Source organism: Nostoc sp., from assembly GCF_036917195.1.
In the GTDB taxonomy this organism is placed as follows: domain Bacteria; phylum Cyanobacteriota; class Cyanobacteriia; order Cyanobacteriales; family Nostocaceae; genus Nostoc.
The window spans coordinates 1-25377 of record NZ_JBALDG010000086.1 but is presented as its reverse complement, the minus strand read 5'-3'; the positions used below and the strand labels follow the sequence as shown (position 1 = coordinate 25377).

Annotated in this window: 26 protein-coding genes; 14 read left to right on the top strand and 12 right to left on the bottom strand. The window is 42.1% G+C overall.

The window, feature by feature from the left end:
* Positions 1–184 precede the first annotated feature (184 nt).
* On the bottom strand, positions 185–1219 hold the full coding sequence (locus V7K40_RS29890) for a DUF1350 family protein (protein WP_334966239.1): 1035 nt from the start codon (positions 1217–1219) through the stop codon (positions 185–187).
* A 1014-nt stretch (positions 1220–2233) separates the two neighbouring features.
* On the opposite strand from V7K40_RS29890, the gene V7K40_RS29885 reads away from it, so the two are divergent.
* Together V7K40_RS29885 and V7K40_RS29880 are read left to right on the top strand one after the other, a co-directional pair.
* Positions 2234–2875, top strand: coding sequence for a hypothetical protein (locus tag V7K40_RS29885; protein ID WP_334966237.1), 642 nt, complete (start codon positions 2234–2236; stop codon positions 2873–2875).
* A 10-nt stretch (positions 2876–2885) separates the two neighbouring features.
* Positions 2886–3707, top strand: a complete 822-nt coding sequence (locus V7K40_RS29880; RefSeq protein ID WP_334966235.1) for a pentapeptide repeat-containing protein — start codon at positions 2886–2888, stop codon at positions 3705–3707.
* Positions 3708–3743: 36 nt separating this feature from the next.
* Here the strand turns inward: V7K40_RS29880 and V7K40_RS29875 are convergent, their stop codons facing one another.
* The 7 genes from V7K40_RS29875 to V7K40_RS29845 form a co-directional block, all read right to left on the bottom strand.
* Complete coding sequence (locus V7K40_RS29875) at positions 3744–3926, bottom strand: hypothetical protein (protein WP_334966233.1); 183 nt, start codon at positions 3924–3926, stop codon at positions 3744–3746.
* A 117-nt stretch (positions 3927–4043) separates the two neighbouring features.
* A complete protein-coding gene (locus V7K40_RS29870; protein WP_334966231.1) occupies positions 4044–4352 on the bottom strand; it encodes a hypothetical protein in 309 nt (102 codons plus the stop codon).
* A gap of 251 nt (positions 4353–4603) precedes the next feature.
* Complete coding sequence (locus tag V7K40_RS29865) at positions 4604–5206, bottom strand: DUF4232 domain-containing protein (protein WP_334966229.1); 603 nt, start codon at positions 5204–5206, stop codon at positions 4604–4606.
* A gap of 103 nt (positions 5207–5309) precedes the next feature.
* Complete coding sequence (locus V7K40_RS29860) at positions 5310–7706, bottom strand: glycoside hydrolase family 15 protein (RefSeq protein ID WP_334966226.1); 2397 nt, start codon at positions 7704–7706, stop codon at positions 5310–5312.
* A gap of 70 nt (positions 7707–7776) precedes the next feature.
* Positions 7777–8703: a cation diffusion facilitator family transporter gene (locus V7K40_RS29855; RefSeq protein ID WP_334966223.1), complete on the bottom strand. Its 927-nt coding sequence runs from the start codon at positions 8701–8703 to the stop codon at positions 7777–7779.
* A gap of 232 nt (positions 8704–8935) precedes the next feature.
* Positions 8936–10207: a glycogen debranching N-terminal domain-containing protein gene (locus V7K40_RS29850; RefSeq protein WP_334966221.1), complete on the bottom strand. Its 1272-nt coding sequence runs from the start codon at positions 10205–10207 to the stop codon at positions 8936–8938.
* 165 nt (positions 10208–10372) lie between these two features.
* A complete protein-coding gene (locus V7K40_RS29845) occupies positions 10373–11185 on the bottom strand; it encodes an SDR family oxidoreductase (protein ID WP_334966219.1) in 813 nt (270 codons plus the stop codon).
* Positions 11186–12008: 823 nt separating this feature from the next.
* Here V7K40_RS29845 and V7K40_RS29840 point away from each other — a divergent pair.
* The 9 genes from V7K40_RS29840 to V7K40_RS29800 all read left to right on the top strand — a co-directional run bounded on the left by V7K40_RS29840 (position 12009) and on the right by V7K40_RS29800 (position 20335).
* Positions 12009–12503 (top strand): DUF2231 domain-containing protein, encoded by a 495-nt coding sequence (locus tag V7K40_RS29840; protein ID WP_334966217.1) that lies wholly within the window; start codon positions 12009–12011, stop codon positions 12501–12503.
* Positions 12500–13093: a DUF2231 domain-containing protein gene (locus V7K40_RS29835; RefSeq protein ID WP_334966215.1), complete on the top strand. Its 594-nt coding sequence runs from the start codon at positions 12500–12502 to the stop codon at positions 13091–13093. Before V7K40_RS29840 ends, V7K40_RS29835 begins: the two co-directional genes overlap by 4 nt.
* Positions 13094–13117: 24 nt before the next feature.
* On the top strand, positions 13118–14038 hold the full coding sequence (locus tag V7K40_RS29830; protein WP_334966213.1) for a cytochrome c oxidase subunit II: 921 nt from the start codon (positions 13118–13120) through the stop codon (positions 14036–14038).
* Positions 14028–15704 (top strand): cbb3-type cytochrome c oxidase subunit I, encoded by a 1677-nt coding sequence (locus V7K40_RS29825; RefSeq protein ID WP_334966211.1) that lies wholly within the window; start codon positions 14028–14030, stop codon positions 15702–15704. The genes V7K40_RS29830 and V7K40_RS29825 overlap by 11 nt, the downstream gene beginning before the upstream one ends.
* A 177-nt stretch (positions 15705–15881) precedes the next feature.
* Positions 15882–16547 (top strand): heme-copper oxidase subunit III, encoded by a 666-nt coding sequence (locus tag V7K40_RS29820; RefSeq protein ID WP_334966209.1) that lies wholly within the window; start codon positions 15882–15884, stop codon positions 16545–16547.
* A gap of 39 nt (positions 16548–16586) precedes the next feature.
* Positions 16587–16832 carry a hypothetical protein gene (locus tag V7K40_RS29815; RefSeq protein ID WP_334966207.1) on the top strand — a complete coding sequence of 82 codons (246 nt, stop codon included), beginning with the start codon at positions 16587–16589 and terminating at the stop codon, positions 16830–16832.
* A gap of 51 nt (positions 16833–16883) precedes the next feature.
* On the top strand, positions 16884–18251 hold the full coding sequence (locus tag V7K40_RS29810; RefSeq protein WP_334966204.1) for an NAD(P)/FAD-dependent oxidoreductase: 1368 nt from the start codon (positions 16884–16886) through the stop codon (positions 18249–18251).
* A 296-nt stretch (positions 18252–18547) separates the two neighbouring features.
* Positions 18548–19507, top strand: a complete 960-nt coding sequence (locus V7K40_RS29805) for a VOC family protein (protein ID WP_334966202.1) — start codon at positions 18548–18550, stop codon at positions 19505–19507.
* Positions 19508–19876: 369 nt separating this feature from the next.
* Positions 19877–20335, top strand: a complete 459-nt coding sequence (locus V7K40_RS29800; protein ID WP_334966200.1) for a peptidoglycan-binding domain-containing protein — start codon at positions 19877–19879, stop codon at positions 20333–20335.
* An 87-nt stretch (positions 20336–20422) separates the two neighbouring features.
* Here V7K40_RS29800 and V7K40_RS29795 read toward each other — a convergent pair whose 3' ends face one another.
* Both V7K40_RS29795 and V7K40_RS29790 read right to left on the bottom strand, forming a co-directional pair.
* The gene (locus V7K40_RS29795) at positions 20423–20740 is read right to left on the bottom strand and encodes a hypothetical protein (RefSeq protein ID WP_334966198.1); all 318 of its coding nucleotides are present in this window, start codon (positions 20738–20740) and stop codon (positions 20423–20425) included.
* Positions 20741–20838: 98 nt separating this feature from the next.
* Positions 20839–21177: a hypothetical protein gene (locus tag V7K40_RS29790; RefSeq protein WP_334966196.1), complete on the bottom strand. Its 339-nt coding sequence runs from the start codon at positions 21175–21177 to the stop codon at positions 20839–20841.
* Between the two features lie 19 nt (positions 21178–21196).
* On the opposite strand from V7K40_RS29790, the gene V7K40_RS29785 reads away from it, so the two are divergent.
* The 3 genes from V7K40_RS29785 (at position 21197) to V7K40_RS29775 (ending at position 22541) form a co-directional block, all read left to right on the top strand.
* The gene (locus V7K40_RS29785; RefSeq protein WP_334966194.1) at positions 21197–21448 is read left to right on the top strand and encodes a hypothetical protein; all 252 of its coding nucleotides are present in this window, start codon (positions 21197–21199) and stop codon (positions 21446–21448) included.
* 490 nt (positions 21449–21938) lie between these two features.
* Positions 21939–22169 (top strand): DUF433 domain-containing protein, encoded by a 231-nt coding sequence (locus V7K40_RS29780; RefSeq protein ID WP_334966192.1) that lies wholly within the window; start codon positions 21939–21941, stop codon positions 22167–22169.
* Between the two features lie 9 nt (positions 22170–22178).
* Complete coding sequence (locus V7K40_RS29775) at positions 22179–22541, top strand: DUF5615 family PIN-like protein (protein ID WP_334966190.1); 363 nt, start codon at positions 22179–22181, stop codon at positions 22539–22541.
* Positions 22542–22706: 165 nt separating this feature from the next.
* Here the strand turns inward: V7K40_RS29775 and V7K40_RS29770 are convergent, their stop codons facing one another.
* Both V7K40_RS29770 and V7K40_RS29765 read right to left on the bottom strand, forming a co-directional pair.
* Positions 22707–24698: a tetratricopeptide repeat protein gene (locus V7K40_RS29770; protein WP_334966188.1), complete on the bottom strand. Its 1992-nt coding sequence runs from the start codon at positions 24696–24698 to the stop codon at positions 22707–22709.
* 75 nt (positions 24699–24773) lie between these two features.
* Positions 24774–25208 carry a hypothetical protein gene (locus V7K40_RS29765; RefSeq protein WP_334966186.1) on the bottom strand — a complete coding sequence of 145 codons (435 nt, stop codon included), beginning with the start codon at positions 25206–25208 and terminating at the stop codon, positions 24774–24776.
* Positions 25209–25377 lie beyond the last annotated feature (169 nt).

The following is a 25377-nucleotide window of genomic DNA, read 5'->3' as shown; positions in this document are numbered from 1 at the left end:
ACCTTTATTTTTATCTCTATGCCCAATAGCCTGAGCGATCGCACTTTGTTTTGTCAGTCGGCTCAAGTCGGCAGTTTTGGATGATGGAGTTGGAAGGGTGTGAGAAAATGTTTGAAAACTATGCTTTTAGGGGAGACAAAGCATAGCTTTAGCGGGGTGGGGTTCTTGGCTATCTAACCTGACACTATTTAGTAAATGATTTTGAGACTTGCAGTACTTTTTTTGGTGATTCTTGTTTCAGTTCCTTAAGTAATTGAATTACATAATGCTCAAATCTTCTATTTCGCTCTTTAACTAATTCAATCAAAGGTTTATCAAATAAATTAACAACATACTTACCTACTTGAATACCTAAAGGTTTTAAGTGTCCGCCCTCTAAATTTTTCAATAATTTTTTTGGTGGTTTACCAAGAGTATTAGTAAACCATTGACAGGTTGATTTAGCAATATCATCAGACTGAAAAGAGACTAAACCCATGATATTAAATAGCTTACTATCCTTGATTAAGCTATGGGTTTCTTCAGGGGTCGGTTTTACACCCCAGCCAAGATTATCGATGATATCCGCTAAAAATTGAGGACGGATTGCGCTGGCTGTATCACTAATATCAGGTGCTAAGAGGATAGAAACTTGCCCCTTAATAAAGACACTGTTAATTGTAATTTTTCGACCTACATAAGTACAAATTAGGTTTTGAACTTCTACAATTTTTTGTTTAAGCTGCTTAAAGAGAATGTCAATGTCTGCAATGACACTTTCTATATGTGACTCATCCGAAGTATGAGATAGCAGATTCCGAATAAACTTTTGCCTATTTTTACGATCATCTGGCAAAGCAGTAAATCCTTCTAATAGGGAGATATATTTACAGCCAAGGCTATGTCCAATCCAAGAAAAGTTTTTATCATCTAGATAGGCTTCATAATCATATCCCTCAACACTTGCCATCCTCACAAGCTCTGGCAGAATTTCATACTGCTCTCTCATCAGAAAACTAGCTTCTACATAATGGTTAAAACTAAAATTAAACGGCAAAAGAATAATTGTATATCCCTGCTCAAATAGAGATTGAAGCAGATAGCGATAGAAAAGCATGGGGCCAAATGTACCAAAAAAAGCCCCTGCAATAAATTGAATTACCCCTTTAGGCTGTGGATGAAGAGCAACCCAACTGTGAGAAACAGGTTTAAATCTCAGTTTTAAATTTGTATTTACCATGACTTAGCAATGAGTGCATCTCATTTTGGTATGTGTATACTTAATCTCCAAACTTAAGTTGCTACTTTTCGGATTTTTTAAAAGAGATTTTTGGAAAACTGAGATGCTTGTCTTAGTAAGATAGTAAACATATAGCAGTCCTAAATCATTTGTAAAAAGAAATTAACCGCAGAGGCAAGGCAGTGCGTTGGGCGGGTTCCCCGACTTGAAGCAACTGCCGCGCAGAGAGCGCAGAGAGAGGAATCGGAGATTTTCAGGACTAATTTAGGATTGCTATAGGTGGTTCTCAAAGTATTTATGAAAGGGGGTGGGGAGTAGGGAATAGTGTAGTTCGATAGTGAGATTGAATTGGCACTAAACTTCTAATAGGCTCTTTAATAAGCTGCGATCGCTCAACATAGCTGCGAATATTTAGAGAGATATGCCAAAAGTTTTGTGATGGAGAAGTTTAGATAGGTTTAATCAAGTTTTTGGCTATTTAATTATCCTCCGTTCCCCTGGAGCGATGCCTACAGCGGCAAGCTACGCAGTTAACTCAACCTTGAACGAGGGGACTGAGTTTGTGATTACCTTGCCAGTCAATGAATAGCCTGTTATTTCCTTGTTTCCAGCTAAATCACTTCTTGCCTACCTTGTCAATGTGTAAATCTTAGCAGTGTCACTTTAATTAGCTGCGGTTTTGGCAGCATTTTGAAGATGCTGGCGCAAGTCCAGTGAACTTTTCCCGCTTCAGTTTAGCTAAAGACTTTTTTTTGTCACATCAACTTTATCAGTAAATTAAGACCAGTATTGCTCGATTTTGGCATTGTAGGCAGCAATTTGTGCGTAATAAAGCTTGTACAATTGTCAAGGCGGTTTTTACTGCCAGAATACTTCTCAGGTGTAAGATTTATCGACAGCAAAATTTTTCTACTTTGTATTTTTCCATGCTTCACTTGTGGCTAGAATGACCCAAGCTAGACGTTTCTATCTTGCAATAGATAACTTTTACCCTTATGACTGGAGAGCAAAATCTTGGGAATAGAACTACGCAGTTTCGTATTTCTCGACAGCCTGCAACCTCAACATGCAGCATATATGGGAACAGTAGCCCAAGGCTTCTTACCATTACCAGGGGATACATCACTGTGGATTGAAATCTCTCCTGGTATCGAAATTAATAAGATTACGGATATAGCCCTAAAATCTGCCTCTGTCCGTCCGGGAGTACAGATAGTTGAACGACTATACGGACTATTGGAAGTTCATTCTGGTTCCCAAGGCGAAACGCGAGCTGCTGGTCAAGCCATTTTGGCGGCATTGGGAGTCCGAAGAGAGGAATGTCTCAAACCGCGGGTTATTTCTAGCCAGATTATCCGCAACATTGATGCCTACCAAACACAACTGATTAATCGCACGCGACGCGGACAGCTACTATTAGCAGGGCAAACGCTGTATGTATTAGAAGTTGAGCCTGCTGCTTACGCCGCACTGGCTGCGAATGAAGCTGAGAAAGCAGCGTCGATTAACATTCTTGAGGTTCTAGCTGTAGGTAGTTTTGGACGGCTTTACTTAGGTGGACAAGAACAAGATATTTTAGCAGGTTCGGCGGGAGCGTTAGCGGCGATTGAAAGTGTAGCTGGTCGGGCAAATCCTCTGGGTGGGCGTAAGGAGTAAAAAAGAGAAAATGGCAAATCGAGAGCATCTAGCTTTACTAAAAGCAGGTGCAGTTACATGGATTGAGTGGAGAAAGAAAAATCCTCAAATTGAACCAGACCTCAGTGCCGCAAACCTGCAAGGGGATAACCTCAGAGGCGCAAACCTCCAAGGGGTAAACTTGAGAAAGGCGGATTTGGGTAATGCTTTACTGGTGCGAGCAAACCTCAGTGGTGCTGACCTCAGTAGTGCCAACCTCTACAAAGCCTTCCTGGTTGAAGCTAACCTGAGTCATGCTAATTTCAGTGTTGCTAACTTGAGTGGTGCGATACTTACGCAGGCAGATTTGAGTCATGCCAATTTGATTGGAGCTGACTTGAGTGAGGTGAATCTTGGAGGCGCTGCGATCGCTGATGCTAATCTAATTGGAACTGACTTAAGAGGCGCTAACTTGAGGGATGCCGATTTAGGTGCAGCGAAGTTAATCCGAACTAATCTCTCTTTTGCCAACCTGATTGAAGCTAACTTGATTGCGGCTGACCTCAGCGAGGCAAGTTTGTACGACGCGGAAATGTTGGGTGCTTATCTTTATAAAACTGACTTATACAAAGCTAATCTGACCAAGGCTCACCTCAGTGGTGCTTATTTGTTGCAGGCTAACCTAAGTGAAGCTGATTTGAGTGAAGCTGATTTGAGTTGGACTAACCTTAGAGGTGCGAATTTGACAGGGGCAAATCTCAGAGGAACTAACCTCAGAGGAGCTGACCTTAGGGGAGCTAACCTCAACGGCGTAAATCTTCAAGAGGCAATTATGCCTTACTCTTCAAGGGACAATTACTTTAGAAGAAAATAATTGACATTTAGCTGAAGCCCGTTGTTGAGAATCAGTCTATCTGCCAGTCCTTCCCCCTCGAGCAACCGCTGGTGTGGGAATAGATTGAGCGATCGCTACTAATATCAATTCTGTATGAACATGCGCCAAATTATAGCGGTTATTGTTTACGTAAGGTACATCTGTAAGGGCACGGCAATGCCGTGCCCCTACACCTGGCGATATAATGTTGTACCGCATCTGAATGAGAACCGCTATATATGACAATACAGTTCAGTTAAGTATTTCTTCCTTAGTAATAGATATGGTGTCTGGCATTGGGACAGTAGAATAAATGCTGGTCGTTTTGAGAAAGTCTTACTTAAAGCGACAAGATTGCTCGAAAGTTGGAGTCTCTTCAAGTTGCACCATTATGAGAACAGCTGGCTCATCACCTACTGTTCCAGATAAGTGACCTTTATTACCTTGCGCGTCCGGTTTCGTGCCTTGGTCTTCTCCAAATGAAATCTCGCCAGGGCCCATCTCTACTCGCTGCCCGTCCATAGTTTCTACAAACCAGCGTCCCGACAAAGGGATGACCCACTGGGGCTTCGGGTTCTCATGCCAGTTGCCAACCCATCCCACGGGTAGCACAGTAAAGGTAATTGTGGCACCGGACTGCTTCAAATTAGAAAGCCACTGCGGCGATGTATCCGGGGCAATGCCTTTCTCGATGAAGTCCTCAATTTGGCAACGGGACTGGTGACTTACACCGTCGTGGTCAATCCAAACATGCCAGTAGTCTATTGTCGGCTTGGGCGATTCGTTATTTTGCATAAAAATGGCTCTCTTTAATTGTGTGGTTATCTTAGAAAAATCTCCAATAAGTCAATCGAAACAGGTTTTTCTTCGTCGGAGGCGATCGCTACTAATCGCTACTATTGGATAATGCCTGCTCGTACTGGTGTAACTCTGACTTTACCTGTGCAAGCGTTAATTTTTTGAGAAAGGGTAAAGTGATGGTAGGCGTTAGGGGGCGTAATTTGAACCTTCACAGATGTCGGGCACGACTGACCAACATCTTTGGTGTGGTTGTAAGCAATCTCAAATGAGGCTTGCCCACCTGGGGCTAGAGTCACCCTTTGTGGAGACTGCTTAGATAAGAAGTATGTGCTTTGGGAACGGATGACCTTAACCCCCTTTAGAGGCTGATTTTTGGAGTTTAGCAACGCGAATCCAGGATATCCATAAAGATTACAGGGTGATGAGCCTTTATTAGTGAAAGCATAAATAATTGCGACATTTCCCACACCTGCGTCTCCAGACACCTTACGTACTGATAATTGTTCAGTTTGGCAACGTGGAGAATTAGAGGCAACGTTGGTTTGTGGGCTAGAACGCTCTGTAGTTGCTGGCTTTAATTGTTGCTGTGTTGTGGCTAAAGCGGAATTTGTACAGACAGTAGTCAGGGCAGTGAGAATCAGGAATGTACTGGCACTACAAGTAGCTAAAAATCTGTGAACTTTGGGAAAAGATTTCATTTTATGCCTCAAAAATTAGATCGCCCGTTTCATCTTATTAACTACCGTATACACTGTACCAATTCCTAATTTTCTCTAATAAAAAGATGAAAGCTAATTACTGCTACTCAATTACAACCGTGTAATTGCGCTGTTCCCATTTGCTACTTTCAATCCAGAAAAAGGTAAAGTTGATTGGTTGTTGCTGGTTATCAGAAACAGAGATGTCTACAAAATTCACTCCTAACTTTGTGGAAGTAGAAGACATATCTTCTACAGTTTGCCAATTATCCTGTGACCAGTGCAACTGAAAAGATGCTAAAGCGTGAATTCGCAGTGTATAACCCTTTTTAACTTTGTCTATTTTACGGTTAAACTTCCAAATTTCCAATAATTTACACTCTTGTCTTTCGCCTAGATATCGATTCGCCACCTCTGGAATAAAATCAAACACCTGACCGTCATGATTTGACCGTAGCAGCTTAATATACTCTGCGTGCGCCCACATCAAAGGCATTGCAGAACCTGTTGGTTTTCCTAAACACATATGGATTTCTGGTCTATCTGCTTCATCCCAAACCTGTTCTGGTAGCAAATAAGTGTTTGAAGCAAATCCTTCCATCGCCTTAATATATGTTTTGACATCACCGCCCGCAGCTAGTTCATAATGTCCTCGTTCTGCCGTTAAGAGAGGCCAAGCACGTCCTTTACCCCAACCCGTGTACGCATTACCATCTTCTTGCTGTCCGTAGCCGTCGTGGTTGTAACGATGCCAACAAGGCCCAACGGGTGTATCTACTTTCAAGACTGCATCAATTACTTTTACAGAATCAACAATAATCGGGTCATCAGGTTTACGAATTCCATAGCGCACCAATTGTAAAAACCCGCCATCAACAATTTCCTTTGCGAGAAATTCTGCTGGTTCACCAGGTGGTTGACTACTGATGAAAAGAGTTCCTTGGTTAGGATTTTCGTTGGGTTGAGGATTATCAATATTTGAAGGAGTAATCCGAATATAATGGCGTTTGATGCCAGGAACTAAGGTTCCTTCAGTAGTAACTGTCCAAGCTTCAAGGTGAGATTCTAAAAAATCAGCGTATTCTTCAATAAATTGTGCTGTTGCTTCATCCCCACGTTCACGGGTAAATTGGGCAGCACAAATCAGGGCGGCAATATTAGATGCTAGTGTTGATGGTGAATAACCACTGTTTTCTTCCCAGCGTTCTTGTTGCGTAGCAGGGCCGTGACGAATTAAATAACCCGCCGCCCGCTGAACCATCGGATAGATATCGAAGTTTGAGCAAGCATTTTTCTGGTGCAATAGCCATCCCAAGAGAATAGGAAACGCTACTTCATCCAACTGGATGCCCTTCCAATAAGGTTCGCCATCAACCCAGAAATTTTGGGCAAAACCTCCGTCTTCCTGTTGGCTGGTGGCAAGGTAAATGAGCGATCGCGCTGCTGTTTGAGTTTCGCCAGCAGCCACCAAACCTGCTACACTACTGACCATATCCCGCGTCCAGACGAGATGATATCCTCCTTGGTCTTGGTCGTCTTTGGCTTCACCCCAAGGAATGGCAAGGGATGCGATTAAAGCACCTGGATAAACTTTGTCTTCATGAGCTAAAAGTAGACTGATGCTGTTGTGATACAACTTCCCTTGATCATAGGAAACATTTTCTAATGAGTGGATGCCCTTGCGCGATCGCTCCCACTGTTCAATATAATGTTGCTTCTGCTCTTGGAAAGAAATATTTAGCGACTGAAACAGTGTGGAAACTGCATTGTGCAAAGTTGTGCCAAATGCCAGTCCTAAAGTAAACTCATTACTACCATCCAGATTTAGTTTTCCAGTCAAAGCAATATTACCATCCACAGCACTGCCAAACTCCCAATCCATCTGGAAATTGTCAGCTAAATCTGTCCAGCCATCACTTTCACCGACATAACCACAAGAAAGATGCGTAAAGGGAACTGTTGCACCCAGCGCCAACCATCTTCCTTCTTTTTCGGCCGTTAGAATCCGATGCCCAGCAACTTCGGTAACATAACCATTGTTACCTCTGCCACTAACTTCTAGATGTGGCGCACACAAGGCGTATAGCTGGAGTTGAGAGATAAATTCAGGTTTTCCTGTTAATTTTGTATGTTGTAAAATACAGGATAAATGCGGGTCGGCAATCACTTCTTTGACCACAGCATAACGGCCTTGTGGATCGGAATTAGTGATCCGGTATCCTAAACCATGAGTCCACATAGATTCTACTTTTGATTCGAGATCGGATTGCTCCTCATGGAAAAAGCTTTTCCCATCAGAAATGAGATACTGCAAATCCCGAATTTGGGGTTTATCTACTGTAGGGTGGTAAACTTCTGTCACAATACCGTTCCAGATAGTAAACCAAACGTGACTTGCGCTAGAGTAGGCTGTTCCTACTCCATCTTTATTGGCATGAGTCCATCGGGGATCAATGCCTGGTGAGCCAAAAGCCTGGCCTTGACCAATTATCTTTACCATAATTTATTGTTTTGAGTGCTATTTTTAAACGCTGTATTTCATATTATCTAATTAAATTTTATTCCAAAGTTTAAGGATATTTGCGAGTAGCAGCTAAAGATTTTGCTTCAATAAAAATTTGTTTTATTTCTGGATGTTTTTGACTAATTTTTGCTTCTAGACTCTCCACAGTCAAGGCTATTTGCTCACCTGTGAGATTTTTAGCAAACTGGATTTCCAAGTTGAGTAATACTTCCTGTGGTGCAAGCTGCATTGTTAGTATTCGGATGACTTCTTGTACCCCTGACTCTGTTTTTGACAAAGAACGAATGCTAGCTATAGTTTTAGGATTAGCACTTTCACCAACTAATAATCCTTTACTTTCCCTAGCTAATAATATTGCTACTATAGCCAAGATAATCCCAATAATAATCGAGGCGATACCATCAAAATAAACATTATTAAATAAATGTCCTAAAAAGATTCCGATTAAAGCAACGAATAAACCTAAAACTGCGGCAGTATCCTCAAATAATATTGTAAATACTGTAGGGTCTTTACTGTTTTTGATTGCTTCCCAAAAATTTTGCTTACCTTTGGTTGGCAAAAACTCTTTTAAAGCCACAGTCCAAGAAAACCCCTCTAAGAATATTGATACAGTCAATACAATATAATTCCACATCGGGTCTTCTAAAGGACTAGGCTTAATTAAATGAGTAATTCCTTCATAAATTGACATCCCGCCACCAATGGCAAATATAAGAATAGCAACGATTAAAGTCCAAAAGTAAAGTTCTTGACCGTAACCAAACGGATGGCTATCATCTGCTGGTTTTTTGCTCATGCGAATTCCCAGCAAAAGCACCAGTTGGTCGCCAGTATCTACCACCGAATGAATACCTTCAGATATCATGGCAGAACTGCCAGTGATGGCGGCGGCGATAAATTTAGTAATAGCGATCGCTAAGTTAGCCCCCATCGCTGCAAAAATTGTTTTATTAGATGAATCAGTTGCCATGATTGTAAAGAAGTAGCTATTCAAAAACTTGTTAGGACTTACGCAGGAGATTTATTCGTTAACAGCGGGCATAATGCATAGGGTTCAAGAGGCTCTAGGGGTAGAGGAGAGTTCCGAAATATAGCGCTTTTCGTTTGTATACAATACAGTTTGACCTCTCTCCAAACCTCTCTCCTAAAAGGAGAGAGGCTTTGAATTTACTCCCCAACGGTAGTAGGGAAGGGGCTGGGCGCTAGGTCTGTATTCGACTCAATAGAGAAGTGCTATAGCTTTTGTTGTCTCCAAAATAGCTTTTGTTGTCTCCAGAATAGCTTTTGTTGTCTCCGAAATAGCTTTTGTTGTCTCCGAAATAGCTTTTGCAATCTCCGAAATAGCTTTTGCGATCTCCGAAATAGCTTTTGTTGTCTCCAAAACGGCTTTTGCAATCTCCGAAATAGCTTTTGTTGTCTCCAGAATAGCTTTTGTTGTCTCCGAAATAGCTTTTGTTGTCTGCGAAGTAGCTTTTGCGATCTCCGAAACGGCTTTTGTTGTCTGCGAAACGTAACTCAGTTGCTTGTAGTTGAGCCAACCTGACAAGCGTACCACGGGCAAAATCGTGGTAAACTGCCATCGTTTGCAAGCTGGTAATTATAGAGTCACGTCCAAAGACAGCCATAAACCAGGGAATACCAGCCGCAGGCATCCAAAACTTATGGCCGTTATCATCTACTTCAATCCGCAACGCTCCTATATCGATGATCGCCTGCTGATAAAATCCTTGAATGTCAGCATTAGACGATCGCAACTTTGTGGCATTAGTCAGAAATTCATCACTGGTCTCTCCAGCTTTTGTATTGTGAGACACAGTAGAGTTTTCTTGAGGTTTGAGGATTTCTCCATTGGCTAAGGCTGTAGTGTTGATAGAGGTATGCCATGTTTTACCAGGGGCGATCGCTACATCAAACATCAAACGACCGTTTGCATATCTTGCTGTTGAACTTGCACAAACTGTCTCAGTTACAATCCCTCGGACAAAAGAACCGTTACGGTACTCAGTAGAAAGTATTCCATCTTTCCATGTTGTTGCTGTCTCTCCCCGTGTCAAAATTTTCTTTGCTTTTACCTCAAAGATATCTGCAAAGTCCGAACGAATCGCCAACATCAGTTGAAACTCAACTGCTTCTAAGTGATGGTTGGTGATCTCGATATCTTCGTGCATCCCTCCTACAATGTCGCGCCGGATGGTTACAAGCAAACTACCAGAGGGGAAAATGCCGTTGACAGTGGTAAGTTCCGGGTTGGTGAATTGGTAAAGCGCACTGTGATGCGTGATGTTACTAGAAGCTAGCAGTGAAAGTTGGTAACGATTGAGAGAAATTTCGTAATAAGAAATTAAGCGGGTATCACGAACAAAAAAACCTTGGGCTTGATTGTCATCAATGGAACCATCACTACCTGTAACTAAAAATGAGGAACCATCGTTAATTGTGATCAGATTAGGATTGACAATAACTTTTGTAGGCATAGAAGTCAGACTAATTCCTAATTCATAATGACGCTTGAGAGCGTTCGCAAAGGGTTTCTAAGAGTTGCTTGAGCGACTGTGCGTGAACAAGTCGGGGAACCGCAAGCGTTTTCGATTACCTGTGCGTAAGTCCTATAAATATGAATTTCCTAATTACGAATTATTTTAACCATTCCCCTCAAACCCTGGATATAAGGTCATGCCACCATCTACAAACAATGTTGTACCGTTAACATAATCAGAGTCATCAGAAGCTAGCCAAACCGCGGCTTTGGCAATATCATCAACATCACCCACTCGTTTTGCTGGAATCAGTTGGAGTAACTTCGCCTCTGCTTCTGGTGTGTCCCAAGCTGATTTATTGATTGGGGTTTTGATCGCACCAGGGGCAATACTATTGACACGAATTTTGTGGGGAGCAAGTTCTTGAGCAATACTTTGCATCATCATATTAATACCACCCTTACTAGTAGTATAATTAACGTGCCCTGCCCAAGGTATTACTTGATGTACTGAACTCATGCAAATAATCTTACCTGCGGCAGATGAAATATCAGGCTTGACACCTCGACGCAAGAATTCCTTTGCAGCTTCTCGCGCACACAAGAATTGTCCTGTTAGGTTTATCCCAATAACCATGTTCCAATGGTCAAGGGTCATATCTATAAATGCTGAGTCTTTTTGAACGCCTGAATTACTAACTAAAATATCAATAGTGCCAAATTCTTGGAGCGTTTTGCTGAACATTGCCTTTACTTGGTCTTCTTTGCTGACATCAGCTGGAATGGCAAATGCTTCTCCATTAGCGGCTTTGATATCATCGACAATTCTTTGGGCTTCTTCTGCTTCCGAATGGTAGTTAACAGCTACTGCTGCACCTGATGCGGCCAAATGGCGAGCTATAGCTTCACCAATGCCAGAACTAGCACCCGTCACAAGTGCTTTTTGACCTTTAAGCAGGTTAGGGGAATAGCTCATAATTTTGATACTTTGAAAAGTTGTATTTCTTGCAAGTAGCTGAAGACTTGCATAATATTGTTACTTTTTAGGCGTAGTATTAAGATGGCGATTTAGATTGTCAAATCGATAAAGTTTCGATTAAAAAATCAAAACTTTTTTTAGTCTAAGAATACACAGTATTTTCTTAATCTATCTAAAGAAAGATAAACAGTATGTTATTTGACTGATTAATGTTTTAATTATTTGTCATTTCGGTGACAAAAGTATGTCTTTAGTTGTAAGATTTTTAAAAATGTAATTTTAAAGCTCATATCAATTTTAATCAAAATTTATGGTATATTCAGAGCAACTTGGGTAATTAGTTAAAGTAAAATTTTTAGTGAATCAATCTAAATGACCTAAATAAGAGAACCATATAAGACGTTAGGCATTTTTAGCCGCCTCTAAAATGTCTAATTGGCTATTGTCAAATAGCCAATCTAATCAACTTAATCAAGAATAATAGCAATTCTGTATAGCAGTCCTAAATCATTTGTAAAAATAAATTAACCGCAGAGGCACAGAGAAGCCAGTGCGCCCTTGCGGTTTCCCGACTTGAAGCAACTGGCGCGGCGCAGAGAGAGGAATCGGAGATTTTCATGACTCATTTGGATTACTATATAAAGCTGTTTATTTAAAAATTTACTTTCAAAATTGAAGTGCATCGCAAATTTTTAATGTTTTTTAATAGGTTTAGCTGCGGCGTTAGCAGTAGTATTCTTGACAATATGAGTGGTGCGTTAGGCGGATGGCAATTCCATGCAACGCATCTACATAACTTAGATCCATGAAGGAGAAAGCGATGCCTAGTCTGTCTCTGAATAACCAAGATTTACCATACCCTGACCCTCTACACCCGATCATCGTCCACTTCGTAATCGCGATGGTGCTTTTTTCTTTCGTATGCGATGTGCTGGGCTATTTCACCCGTAACGTGCGTTTATTTGAGGTGAGTTTCTGGAATATGTTTGTTGCTTCAGCAGCCATTTTTGTAGCGGTGATTTTTGGTCAGTTTGAAGCAGGTTTGGCAAACATCTACCAAGCCGTTGAGCCAACGTTGAATTATCATACTATCTTGGGTTGGTCACTGGCGGCTATTGTCGTGGCGATCGCAGCTTGGCGTTTTGTGATTCGCAACCGCAACCCCCGAAAAGTACCGCCTGTTTACCTGGGTGCTGCAACATTTTTAGTCTGCCTAGTGTTTTTGCAAGTGTATTTGGGGAGTAAACTGTTTTGGGTATATGGGTTGCACGTGGAGCCTGTAGTTCAAGCCATGAAACAGGGAGTTTCACCATGAACTGGCAACTGATTGAGCAGTTGAGATTGCGGCTGGGTGCTAACGGATTACCCTACGAAATTCCTGTACATCCCCAGTTGGTGCATCTAACGCTGGGTTTGTTGATCATTGCGATCGTTTTTGATATAGCAGGAGCGCTGTTTCCCTTAGAAAAACCAATTTTCAAATTTTTGGGATTGACAGCCATCCGTTCTAGCTTTTTTGATGTCGGCTGGTACAACCTTATAGCAGCAGCAGCTATCACGTTTTTCACGGTTGCTGCTGGTTTTTTTGAGCTTCTGTTGGCAAATCCACCAGCTGATCAAAAGAGTGTTTGGGGGTTAAATGCTGGTTGGACAATGCTTTTACATGGTTTGGGTGGCGTTTTGCTGCTGGGGATCATTGTAGGCATGACTGTATGGAGAGGTTTGCAACGCTACCGCTGGCGTAAAGATGCTTCCAGGCAGGTGCAGTGGAGTTACTTGTTAGCAGGCATTGCGATAATGGGCATATTATTCGTTCACGGAACTTTGGGGGCGCAATTGGGAGAGGAATTTGGGATTCACATTACCGCTGCTAATACGATTTCCAAAAATCTTTACAACAAATAATTAAACGAGAATTTATCGAATTTTATGTTTAGTGTTTTTGAATATGTATTAATGGCGTTTTATGTAGCAGTGCTGCTCATCATCAGTCGGTGGATTGGGCAGCAGGCGTTTTCTTGGATGCCTCCCCAAGCTACAACAGAAGCACAACGGGTAGATGATTTATTTAGCTTCTTAGTCTCAATTGGAGTATTCATCTTCCTGGGGCTGGTTGGCATTATGGTGTATGCGATCGTCTTCCATCGTGCCAGTCCAAAAGACTACAGCGAGGGACACCCCTCTAGAGGTGATGCGAGGCTAGAAATATTGTGGACAGCAACCCCGACTTTGTTAGTAGTGTGGATTGCTTTGCAAAGCTTCAATATTTATCAACAATTAAATATTCTCGGTCTAAACCAAATTGTGCATTTGCACACACCCCTAGAATCTGCACCCGCCTACGCCGCAACTGTCAGCGATGTCCCCAAACCTGCGTCTGAAACTATTGATGTTTTCGCTAAACAGTGGGATTGGTCTTTTCGTTATCCAAATAATGTTACTAGTAATCAACTGCATCTGCCGATCAATCGCAGCACTCGCTTAAATCTGCAAGCGCAGGATGTAATCCACGGTTTCTACGTCCCTGAGTTTCGCTTAAAGCAGGATATTGTTCCAGGGCGCAAGATTAATCTTGTGCTAACACCCATTCGTGAAGGCAAATATCGGCTGAAAGATTCTCAATATAGCGGTACTTACTTTGCCTTAATGGAAACGGACGTATACGTTGAATCCCTTGATAAATATAACCAGTGGCTCACGCAAACTGCTAATAGCGAACAAACTCCAACAAATCAGGCAGTTGCCGAAAATATCCAACCACCGAAAACATTGTTTAATAGCGGCTGGTACACCGTCGCACCGGCTCAACCTGCCGTAGCGAATCAAAGGAAGATAAATAATGACACATGATTTAAGTGAAGATATTACCGGGGATCAAGAATCGAAAAATTACCAGAACAAGTCTGAGAATACTTGGCGGGAATATTTCAGCTTCAACACCGATCATAAGGTGATTGGAGTTCAGTACATGGTGATGACCTTCATTTTCTTCCTGATTGGCGGGCTGTTGGCAATGCTTATCCGGGCTGAGTTGCTCACTCCAGAATCAAATTTAGTTGACCGTCCCCTCTACAATGGTTTGTTCACCATGCACGGGACAATCATGATTTTCCTGTGGATTATTCCCTTCAATGCAGGTCTTTCTAACTACTTAGTACCGCTAATGATTGGAGCGCGGGACATGTCTTTTCCCTTGCTCAACGCCATCTCCTTTTGGATTCTGCCACCAGCTGGTCTTTTACTACTATCTAGCTTCTTCCTACCTAACGGGACTGCACAAGCTGGCTGGTGGTCTTATCCACCAATTAGTCTGCAAGTTCCAGGCGATCAGTTGATTAACGGTGAATTCATTTGGATAGTTAGCCTAGTCCTGATCGGTATTTCTTCAATTATGGGGGCTGTCAACTTTGTAACTACTATCTTTTGGATGCGGGCACCAGGGATGACATTTTTCCGAATGCCCGTCTTTGTGTGGTCGGTTCTCAGTGCCCAGTTATTGCAGCTGATTAATTTGCCTGCCTTGACGGCTGCATTAATATTGCTGTTGTTTGACCTTTCGTTCGGTACACAATTTTTTAAACCGGACGCAAATGGCGATCCGATCATTTACCAACACCTATTCTGGTTCTACTCTCACCCAGCAGTTTATATCATGGCACTACCAGCCTTCGGCATTTTTGCTGAGGTTTTGCCTGCATTTTCTCGCAATCCCCTATTTGGTTATCGGTCAGTTGCGATCGCTACCTTAGGTATTGCTGCGGTCAGCATCTTCGTTTGGGTACATCATATGTTCACCAGTGCCACCCCTGGTTGGATGCGGATGACCTTTATGGCTACCTCAATGTTAGTTGCAATACCCACTGGTATTAAAGCCTTCGCTTGGACTGCCACCATCTGGAGGAGTAAGCTGCACCTAGAGACACCAATGCTGTTTGCGATGGGAGGTGCAGCGATGTTTATTTTTGGCGGTGTTACTGGTGTAATGCTTGCTGCCACGCCATTTGATATCCACGTTAATAATACCTACTTTGTTGTGGGACACTTCCACTACATCGTTTTTAACACGATTACAATGGCAATCTTCGCGGCAATTTACTACTGGTTTCCCAAAATAACTGGAAGAATGTATGCCGAGGGTTGGGGTAAGCTGCATTTCTGGCTGACCTTTATTCCTGCCAATATCACCTTTTTCTCCATGCACCCATTAGGTTTACAAGGGATGCTACGCCGAGTTTCTTCCTACGACCCACAGTATCAGGGATGGAATGTGATCGCTAGCTTGGGGTCATTCTTGCTAGGAGCATCGACGCTGCCTTTTATTGCTAACATGGTAGGCTCTTGGCTTTACGGGCCAAAGGCAGTTAACAATCCTTGGCACGCTACCGGACTGGAATGGACAACCTCTTCACCACCTCCACCAGAGAACTTTGAGGAGATTCCGGTTGTGACAAAACCTCCTTATGACTACGGCGATCCAAAGTACTCGGTAGTCCTAGAGACTGATAATGGTGAGTAAGGATAAAACACCTTTTACTGAGGACAAAGGGGATAAGGAGGATAACCCATTTCTAATACTTCTCTACGATAGGCTGCGCCCTAAGCGTAGTTATGCCGCAGGCTTTACGGCAACTCTTAGAGACGCTCTTGCGTTCGCTCAGTACAAGTGCCCAATACCCAATGCCCCAATTGAGTTATGCAACGTCGCCCTATTCATAAAGATGAAAGTCCTATCCGTTTTGATCTGTGGCGGCTACGCTTGCCAAATTGGTTACAGCGCTTCCTACCAAGTGGTGGCGGTACTCATGAAGATCATCATGGTAAGGGAATGTTCGGGTTTACTGTATTCCTGCTGTCGGAAAGCATCATCTTTTTGAGTTTTATCTTTACTTATGTTGTTCTGCGACTGACTACTAATAACTGGCTACCGCCTGGTATTTCTGGCCCAGAATTGTCTACACCTGTGATTATTAATACGGTAGTATTACTTTCCAGTAGCTTTGTCATTCAACCAGCAGAAAATGCTCTGAAGCGTAATCAACTCAAGAAATTTCGCTGGCTGTGGCTGATGACGATCGCAATGGGAACTTACTTCTTAATTGGTCTATTAATTGAGTGGAAAAATCTCGATTTCAAGATTACTACAGGGTTAGTTGGTTCTACATTCTACTTGTTAACAGGCTTCCACGGTCTACACGTTCTGGCTGGTGTTGTGCTTCAGATAATTATGCTGATTCGCTCCTTCATTCCAGGCAACTATAATAAGACTCACTTCGGTACAAGTGCAACCACTCTGTTTTGGCACTTTGTTGATGTAGTTTGGGTCTTCCTTTTCTCGCTTATCTACCTTTGGCGAGCATAAAAACATTCACAAATTTTAAGTGTTTTAAGGAGTAATTTTATGAGTTTATACTTGCAAGAAATACCAGCATCACAACGCGCCCCAAAAACAATTCAGGAAACTCCAGCACCAGGTCAAGACCCACTAATTGCAAGTGGGTTACAAAAACAGCAATATGTTGGCATTATTGGGCTGGCGATCGCTCTAATTGCTGCTGTAGGATTTTTTAGTCGCCGAGTTGAATACGCTATTGCATTCGCTGTGATCCTGAGCATTGCTTTGATTACTTTCTTGTTATTAATATAGGAAAGTGTTAATTTGAACATCCTGATTTTAGAATAGTTTGGAGAGTATTTCATGAACAGCCCAGTTTATCAAACTGTGATTATCGGCGGTGGCTTTACAGGACTATTTACAGCCTTACACTTAGCTCACGAACATTATCCTCGCTCTGTTATCTTGATTGATCAAAACGAGCGCTTTTGCTTTAAGCCGCTATTATATGAATATTTCAATGGCGAGATGGATACCTTTCAGGTAGTCCCGCGCTTTTCGGAACTACTCAAAGGTAGCGGTGTCATTTTTGTTCAAGATGCAGTGCAATCGATAGACTTGGATCAACGGGAAGTCAAATTAGCTTCAGGAAACTTCTACAACTACAGCAATTTAGTATTAGCTTTGGGTAGCGTTACTACCTATCATCAAGTTGAGGGTGCTAAAGAAAATGCCTTTCCTTTCTGGACACAAGCAGATGCGATCGCTCTTGAACGTCATTTACGCGATCGTTTACAACGAGCAGTGCAAACAGAAGATTTAGAAGAACGCCGGAAACTGCTCACAGTAGGAGTGGTTGGTGGTGGTTCTAGTGGCGTAGAAATTGCAGCAACTTTAGCTGATTTTCTACCACATTGGTATGAGGTTTTGGGAGGTAATTCTAGTGAAATCCGGATAGTATTGCTCAATCATGGCAAAGAAATCCTGAATGACGATATTAACAATCCACTGCGCCCAATTGCTGAGAAAGAATTACAAAAACGCCGGATACCAATTGAAATACTTACGGGAGCAGAAGCCACTACTATTCATCCTAACGCTGTTGAATATAAGCATAATAATCAAGTTAAGACATTAGCAACACATACCACAATCTGGACAGCTGGTACTTCTGTCCATCCACTGATTAAAGATTTACCAATTTCCCAAGAGCATCAGGATCATCATGGTCGGCCACTAGTCACTCCCACCATGCAACTCCTAGACTTTCCAGAAGTTTTTGCAGGCGGTGATTGTGCAGGACTTCCGGATAATTCGCTACCGCCTACCGCCCAAGTAGCTTATCAACAAGGAGCTAATATTGCCCATAATTTGAAAGCGATCGCTCTAGGAGCAGAACTTAAACCTGTTAAGGTTAATACCCGTGGAACCCTTTTGAAATTAGGGGTAAATAATGCAGCTGCTAACTTATTCAATGTTTTTGAAGTTGTAGGCGAACCTGCACATTTAATCCGTCATGCCACTTATTTAACGCTGTTGCCAACACCAATTCATGATTTTAAAGCCACAACTGAATGGGTAGATGAAGAGATTTTTCATCAGCACCTCGACCCTCAAGATGTAGGGAAAAAAGTTGTGCAAGCAGCGGAAATAGTCGGTGCAGGAGTTGTGGGTATTTTAGCTGCAAGAAAATTACTGAAAATGTTGGGAGATGAGGATAAAAAAGATTAGGAAAAGGAATAAAGCAGGGGAGAATGAAGGCAGAATAAAACGAGGAAAAAAGCTCTTATAGCAGTCCTAAATCATTTGTAAAAATAAATTAACCGCAGAGGCAAGGCAGTGCGTTGGGCGGGTTACCCGACTTGAAGCAACTGCCGCGCAAAGAGCGCAGAGAGAGGAATCGGAGATTTTTACGACTTATTTAGGATTGCTATAACTAATGATTAATGCCCAATGCCCAATGTCCCATGCCCAATTCCCAATACCTTTTAACAGAAAGTTAATTGTAAGTTTAAGGGCTGTTAAATATGCCTAGCCAAATCAATGTAGGGGTACAAAAAATTCGAGCTATTGGATTAACGGTGACAAGCTGCGATCGCTCTTTAAATTTCTATAAAGAAGCGCTTGGTTTTGAACTATTTTCTGACATCACAGTTGAAGGACAGGATTACAGCGACTTAGAAGGCATAACTGAGGCAAAAATTCGTATTGTCACCTTGCAACTTGGAGATGAACTCATCGAGTTGATGGAGTATATCAACATTAAGGGTAAACCCATCCCAAAAGATTCACAAAGTAATGATTTATGGTTTCAACATCTGGCAATTGTGGTGAGTGATATGGATCGCGCTTATGCACAAGTGCGTTCATTTCCGATTGAACCCATTTCAGTTGCACCGCAGACAATCTTATCTGATAATGAAACATCTGGTGGTGTCGGTGCCTTTAAGTTTAAAGACCCTGATGGTCATGATTTAGAGTTAATTTGGTTTCCTGCCGAGAAAGGACAGGATAAATGGCATCAAAATAGGAATCGCTTATTTTTGGGAATAGATCATAGTGCGATCGCTATTTCTAATACTGAGCAGAGTCTACACTTTTACCGCGACCTCTTGGGAATGCAAGTCGATAGCCACAGTCTCAACTGGCGTCCTACCCAAACTCGCTTGGATAACTTGCCTGGAGCGGAAGTCCGAATTACAGCACTGCGACCTGCTCAAGGCGGCTTAGGGATTGAATTGCTAGACTACCTTGTGCCTGGAAAAGGTCGTCCTATACCGAGTAACTGGAAAAGTTGTGATATTGCGAGGGTGCAAGTTGAGCTTGTTGTCAATGATATTGAGCAGATGGTAGAGATACTGCGGCAAGATGGGGTTCAGTTTGTGTCATCACGGATTGTGCAGTTTGCAGATAATACAAGTCCTTACCAAAAGGGTTGTCTAGTTAAAGACCCTGATGGACATGCAATATTGCTAATTGCAGAATAATGTAAATCGAATTATTTGACGATACTAGGCACAAAGGGGTTCAGTTTGTATCATCGCAGATTGTACAGTTTAGTGATAGTACAAGTCCTTATCAGCAGGGTTGTCTAAGTAAAGACCCTGATAGACACATCTGCTAATTGCAGAAGGTTATTAGAGAAATTATCAGAAATCAAAAGTATCGGCTTGTGCTACATAACCCTTAATAAATTAGTCATGCTTTTGTCACACTTTTATCATATTTTTGCAATAACTCTGTCAATATAACGTGTGATGCTATAGCTCTGGGTTAAAAAATAGGTTCGCTCTATACCAAATCCACACACCAGAATTGATTGAGGAGAATCACTATTGGGTACAAACTCTTGTAGCATGACTCTTCAAATCAAAATTGCAAAATTTATCATAATTGGAAGGAACAAGAAAATGAATTGGAAAGTACTTGCTTTGATCCCGGCTCTGACTCTAGCTACTGCTTTGCCTGGTTACTCTTTAACCAATAATAAAAGCCATAATCCGACTACTGCTACCCACCTTGCACAAAATACTCCGCAAGGCAACATGATGAAAAAGCCTAATGCTATGCACAAGTCTAATGCTATGCACAAGTCTAATAGTATGGCAAACCGTAGTAGCGTACTGACAGTAGGTAGCAGGGGAGAAGCAGTCAAAACTGCTCAGAATGCTTTAAAGCAGCAAGGATTCTATACCGCAAATGTGGATGGTGTCTTTGATAACAAGACACGTTTAGCGGTGATGAAATTTCAAAAGTCTAAAGGATTAAGAGCAGACGGAATACTTGGACGTCGCACTTTAGCATCTCTAAAATAAGATGATTTGCAAGGGACAGGGAATAGGGAACAGATAAGAAACATAAGTGGAGAGTGAGTTAAAAGGTCACTTAAAAATGCATACGTTTTAAGGGGACACGCAGCGACCGACGAATTCATGGTACTTAACTACCCCATCAATGTAACTGCGAAGGTTCTGCTCAATTGCAGGTAAATTATCTAAGAGGAAATTTAACTGATCTAATTGATCAGCCATCTGTCCAACTTCGGCTGGTGTCATTGTTGGTAACGTTGTCAGGAAATCTCCGATTCCAAAATAGTTGTTCAGCAGCCCCCGCATTTCGGGGGCTGAATCAAACGATTCGATCAATCCAAGGACTGACGGAGCAAGTGGAGTATTCGCTCTGTCAGTAAGGATTTGGGGATTGCGATCGCTCTCAGCCACTGACGAATTCTGATTGTTTCCCCTGTACTTGGCCAAAGCACTAGCAAAGGCTGAAGCGAATGTTTTTCCTCGTGAGTAAAACGCCTTTGATTAACCCTTCAGATTCTGCTTTCTGGTGTTCTAGTTGAGCGCCAGAAAGCAGAATCTGATTCTTTGTTTTGAATTTCCTGCTTCAGTCGGGCTTTGTTCGTCCACAGACAAGGGATTGTTACTGCGATCGCAATCAGCAAGGCATAATAGTCAGGCTCTGGTAATTTGAGAAATCTTTTCACCGCATCGTCGGTAAGCAGTGCAAGACATAGCAACGCACCAGACATGATGTAGACAACCCACATCACCCAAAACAAAGCTGGGTGTAACGCCCCTAGCCAAACCACAGAGCTAGAGGCGATACACCCCAGAAGGAACCAAGCCCCCAAGTGTATCGCCTTTGCCATTAGTATTTTATCCTTGATTTTGGCTTTTAACTCTTCAACCCGTTGTGAAGCCTTGTCCTCAGCCCGGTCTAGACCGAAACCCAGTTTGGCATATTCAGGTCTGAGTGTGTGCAGATGCTTTGCGGTTGATGCATCAGCGCGTTTTTTAGTGAGTTGGTTGTCAGCAACTCCCTTGACGCGATCGCTTGTTGATTTACACTTCTTTTCTAGAGCGATGTCTCCGACGGGCTACGCCTACGCCAGCTTTCGGCTCAATGATATACCAAAATGAATGCGTGAATTACTCAAATGAGTAAGCAAACTAGGGTTTGAGAAAGTAAAAGCTGCTTTTGCTTGCGGAAAACACCAAAATGAGAAAGTAAAAGCTGCTTTTGTTTGCGGAAAACACTAAAATGCGAAATTAAAAGCTGCTTTTGTTTGTGGAAAACACTAAAATGCGAAATTAAAAGCTGCTTTTGTTTGTGGAAAACACTAAAATGCGAAATTAAAAGCTGCTTTTGAAGAAGTAAAAGCTCATTTTGAGGAACTAATCAAGCATTTTTACTTACATTTAATATGAATTTTAGTCTAGGCGATCGCTCCTTCAAGTTTTATCATAGTACGCTTTGCATAAAACCTGTAAATTCGTATCCTTCTGTAGTCTATTCTTGATTTGGGGGGAGGCGATCGCTTGTGGGTTTAAAATCAAGTATAGAGCGCTAGGCTTTACAATATCATAATTGCACCTCAGAACGATAAAAAAGATTTTGGAGCGACCATTTATGTTAGGTCTGGAGAGAATTACATTTGACCCTAGCATTATGGCTGGACAAGCTTGCATTCGCGGGATGCGAATTCCAGTTTCTTTAGTGGTAAATTTGGTAGCTCATGGAAAGCCTATAGAAAAAATTTTAGAAGAATATCCTGATTTAGAAGCAGAAGATATTCGTCAATCTCTTCTTTATGCAGCGTGGTTGACTCAAGAACGGGTTTATACCTTCAAAAGTGCTTAACAAGTAATAATGAAGTTTTTGGTAGATATGGGAATTTCACTACGCACTGTAACTTGGTTGCGTGGTGCTGGTTATGATGTAGTGCATTTGCGCGATGAAGGTTTGCAAAGACTACAAGATAATGAGATTTTAATTAAAGCCCGTGCAGAAGGAAGAATTTTATTAACTATAGATTTAGATTTTGCCCAACTTTTAGCCGTGAGTGGGGATAGTTTACCCAGTGTGATTTTGTTTAGGTTGGGGAACGAAAATTATGATGCAATTAATGAACGATTGACTCAAGTTTTGAGTGAATGCCAGGAAGATTTAGAGTTAGGGACAATTATTTCTGTAAGTAATGAAACTTTCCGAGTAAGGCGATTGCCTATATAACAATACGCTTGGGTTAAGGCTAAAAACTAAAACTGGCGTAGGTTGTGGGGAACCTCATTCTACCTCAGAGTTCAGAACAGGAAAGGCCGAGTTAAAGCGATACCTTCGGTAAGCTCCGCTAACGCGCTTTTCAATTTTATTACGGTACGCTTTGCACAAAACCGTCTATTCTTGATTTGAGGAGAGGCGATGCCTGCGGCGGACTTCGTCTACGCGAAGACTTGCCAGATTTTCACGGACGAGAATAGTGTTGGGATGATTAACCCCTAAGCATTGCTCACGGATCTTTAAAGCTTGCAAATAAAGGGGTTCTGTTTTTATATAACAATCTTGTGAATCGTAAAATAATGCTAAATTGAAGAGGCATTGAGCAACATCTGGATGTTCATCTCCCAATAGGCATTGACTAAGTTTTAAGGCTTGCATATAAAATAATTCCGCTTCTGCGTAACGACCTTGCGAGTCGTAAATTAACGCCAGATTGAGGAGACTTTGGGCAACGTATGGATGCTCATCTCCTAAAAAGCGTTGTCTGATTTCTAAAGCTTGCAGACTCAGTAGCTCGGCTTCCTGGTAACGACCTTGTGAGTAGTAAATTCCTGCCAAGTTATTGAGGCTGTCAGTAACATATAGATGCTCATGTCCTAGTAGACATTGCCTAAGTTCCAAGGCTTGCTTACAGAGTTGTTCGGCTTCTGTATAACGACCTTGTACAAAGAATAAATTTGCCAGACTGTTTAAGCTAGTGGCAACAGTTTGATGTTCGTCTCCTATCAGACGTTGTTTGAGTTCCAAGGCTCGTTGATAGAGCGGTTCCGCTTCTGTATAACGACCTTGTAAAGAGTAGAGTAAGGCCAGATTATTCAAGCTGATGGCAAAATCTAGATGCTCAAAGCCAAAGCGCTTTTGAGTAATAGCTAGGCACTGTTCGCGCCAAGGTGCTGCTTGGTTATAAAGTCCCTGACTTTCGTTGAATTGGGCTAATTCAATGAAAAGTAAAGTTAGATCCTCATCGCTGAGACAATCGGTAACATTGTTTGCTACTTCTGCCACATGAGGTATCAGAGGGGAAACGGCAGTGATTAACTGACGAATGGGCAAGTCAGGAATCTCCTTGGCAACTGCTACCATTACCCGACAAAGCGATCGCTTTAATTCTTGTGCCTGTTCTAAATCTGTAAGCTTATATTGGAAAAACTCCCTAAGCAGTGAATGCAGTTGGTAAATTCCCTCACCTTTACGCTGTAGCAAATGCAGTTTCAGCAAGGTATCATCTCTAATTTCCTCTAACTCTTCCTCGTCTAACTCTGGTAAACACTGTTCCACCAACTTCCAAGATATAGGTGCGACGGCAAATAAACTCAGCAAACAGCCAAGCTGCTTATCGCTATCTTCTAATTCCTGCCAACTCAACTCAAAGGCTGCTAATACACCCCGTTCTGCTGTCATATCGGCTTCTGGTTTAATGAGGGCGGGTTGTTCTAGTCGCTTTTTCTCCAACCGCCGCAACATTTCTGTGAAAGAGAGGTCTTGTTTTCGCGCCAAATATCGCCCGACTAATTCCAAACCCAAAGGCAAATATCCCAACCATTCACACAACTGATTTGCAACAGCCAATTCTTGCTCAATTCGCTGTGGTGTTTTTTTAAAAAATGACTTTAATAACTCTAGCGCTGCTTTTGGTTGCAATACATCTAAAGATAATTCCTTTATAGATGCTCCTAAGTGTTGGCGCGTGGTAATCAACACTTTAAATCGAGAAGATGGCGAAGGTAGATAAGGCTTAACTTGTTGATATTCTCCAACATCGTCTAATACTAGCAGCACATCGCCGCCCTCACGCCAATGCTGAAAGCAATATTGCACTTGCGCGAGTAATTTTTGGTTAGGATCTTCTGTTAAATTATCTGGTGGGTTTAAGTCAAGCTGCGTTCTGGCAAACTGTACAACTTGAATACCCACATCTCCAGCCTTTGCCAGCAACCAGCAAATTCCACCCTTGTAGTTTTCACGGTGAGCCTTTGCATATTGTAAGGCCAATTCTGTTTTACCCAGTCCACCCATGCCAGCGATCGCTGCAATGGCTACTTGATTATTTTTCTGCAACATCTGATGAAGGGTTTGCAGTTCGTCTTCACGTCCAACAAACTTCACCACCCCACTCAGGGGAAGATTTTGCGGTATTTCAGTAGAGGGATTTAACTTTACCTGTTCCTCAACAGGCGGGTACAGTCAGAAATTATTAGTACCAATGAAAGTATTTCCCTGAAAGACGTTTTTAATAGAGTCAGCTAACTTTGTAGAATTGATAACGCCTGCTGGTTGCGAGTTTAGGTCATTTGCTAGCGCCTGGACTTTTGGCGCTACTTGGGGATCGGCATTTGCGGCTGCTTCCACTTCCCGCACAGATTGAGCAATTTCACTATCTGCATCTGCTGCTGCTTTTAACTCCAGCACTGCTTTACCATAATCTAATGGCTGCTGTGGATTTTGCTGTGTTGCATTCGTTAGCAAGGGCAACTTATTTTTATTATGTAGCTGTTCGATTAACTCACGACTTTTGTTTAATGCAGCTTCCCCAAGCTTTTCGCCAGTTTTTTCTAGAGCTTTAGTTAAAACTATAGTAGTGATCGCTGTTGCAACTGCTGTTAATGTTACAGGTTCCATAATTTAGTAATAAGATACGACATCATCTGGGAAATACAAATGCAGTTCTATCTATTTCGGAAATATATCACACACATTAGACTTGTCGCTTAATAAGGTAGAGTAACGATTAGCAACTGGAATGAGACAGAAAAATGCTAGACATCAATCGGGTGTTGAAAGAAGACCG

Bases quoted from the DNA above. Each gene is read 5' to 3' on its own strand.
- V7K40_RS29890 (WP_334966239.1), bottom strand. From the start codon at position 1,219: ATGGTAAATACAAATTTAAAACTGAGATTTAAACCTGTTTCTCACAGT.
- V7K40_RS29880 (WP_334966235.1), top strand. From the start codon at position 2,886: ATGGCAAATCGAGAGCATCTAGCTTTACTAAAAGCAGGTGCAGTTACA.
- V7K40_RS29875 (WP_334966233.1), bottom strand. From the start codon at position 3,926: ATGCGGTACAACATTATATCGCCAGGTGTAGGGGCACGGCATTGCCGT.
- V7K40_RS29865 (WP_334966229.1), bottom strand. From the start codon at position 5,206: ATGAAATCTTTTCCCAAAGTTCACAGATTTTTAGCTACTTGTAGTGCC.
- V7K40_RS29860 (WP_334966226.1), bottom strand. From the start codon at position 7,706: ATGGTAAAGATAATTGGTCAAGGCCAGGCTTTTGGCTCACCAGGCATT.
- V7K40_RS29855 (WP_334966223.1), bottom strand. From the start codon at position 8,703: ATGGCAACTGATTCATCTAATAAAACAATTTTTGCAGCGATGGGGGCT.
- V7K40_RS29850 (WP_334966221.1), bottom strand. From the start codon at position 10,207: ATGCCTACAAAAGTTATTGTCAATCCTAATCTGATCACAATTAACGAT.
- V7K40_RS29845 (WP_334966219.1), bottom strand. From the start codon at position 11,185: ATGAGCTATTCCCCTAACCTGCTTAAAGGTCAAAAAGCACTTGTGACG.
- V7K40_RS29840 (WP_334966217.1), top strand. From the start codon at position 12,009: ATGCCTAGTCTGTCTCTGAATAACCAAGATTTACCATACCCTGACCCT.
- V7K40_RS29835 (WP_334966215.1), top strand. From the start codon at position 12,500: ATGAACTGGCAACTGATTGAGCAGTTGAGATTGCGGCTGGGTGCTAAC.
- V7K40_RS29830 (WP_334966213.1), top strand. From the start codon at position 13,118: ATGTTTAGTGTTTTTGAATATGTATTAATGGCGTTTTATGTAGCAGTG.
- V7K40_RS29825 (WP_334966211.1), top strand. From the start codon at position 14,028: ATGACACATGATTTAAGTGAAGATATTACCGGGGATCAAGAATCGAAA.
- V7K40_RS29820 (WP_334966209.1), top strand. From the start codon at position 15,882: ATGCAACGTCGCCCTATTCATAAAGATGAAAGTCCTATCCGTTTTGAT.
- V7K40_RS29815 (WP_334966207.1), top strand. From the start codon at position 16,587: ATGAGTTTATACTTGCAAGAAATACCAGCATCACAACGCGCCCCAAAA.
- V7K40_RS29810 (WP_334966204.1), top strand. From the start codon at position 16,884: ATGAACAGCCCAGTTTATCAAACTGTGATTATCGGCGGTGGCTTTACA.
- V7K40_RS29805 (WP_334966202.1), top strand. From the start codon at position 18,548: ATGCCTAGCCAAATCAATGTAGGGGTACAAAAAATTCGAGCTATTGGA.
- V7K40_RS29800 (WP_334966200.1), top strand. From the start codon at position 19,877: ATGACTCTTCAAATCAAAATTGCAAAATTTATCATAATTGGAAGGAAC.
- V7K40_RS29790 (WP_334966196.1), bottom strand. From the start codon at position 21,177: ATGGCAAAGGCGATACACTTGGGGGCTTGGTTCCTTCTGGGGTGTATC.
- V7K40_RS29780 (WP_334966192.1), top strand. From the start codon at position 21,939: ATGTTAGGTCTGGAGAGAATTACATTTGACCCTAGCATTATGGCTGGA.
- V7K40_RS29775 (WP_334966190.1), top strand. From the start codon at position 22,179: ATGAAGTTTTTGGTAGATATGGGAATTTCACTACGCACTGTAACTTGG.
- V7K40_RS29765 (WP_334966186.1), bottom strand. From the start codon at position 25,208: ATGGAACCTGTAACATTAACAGCAGTTGCAACAGCGATCACTACTATA.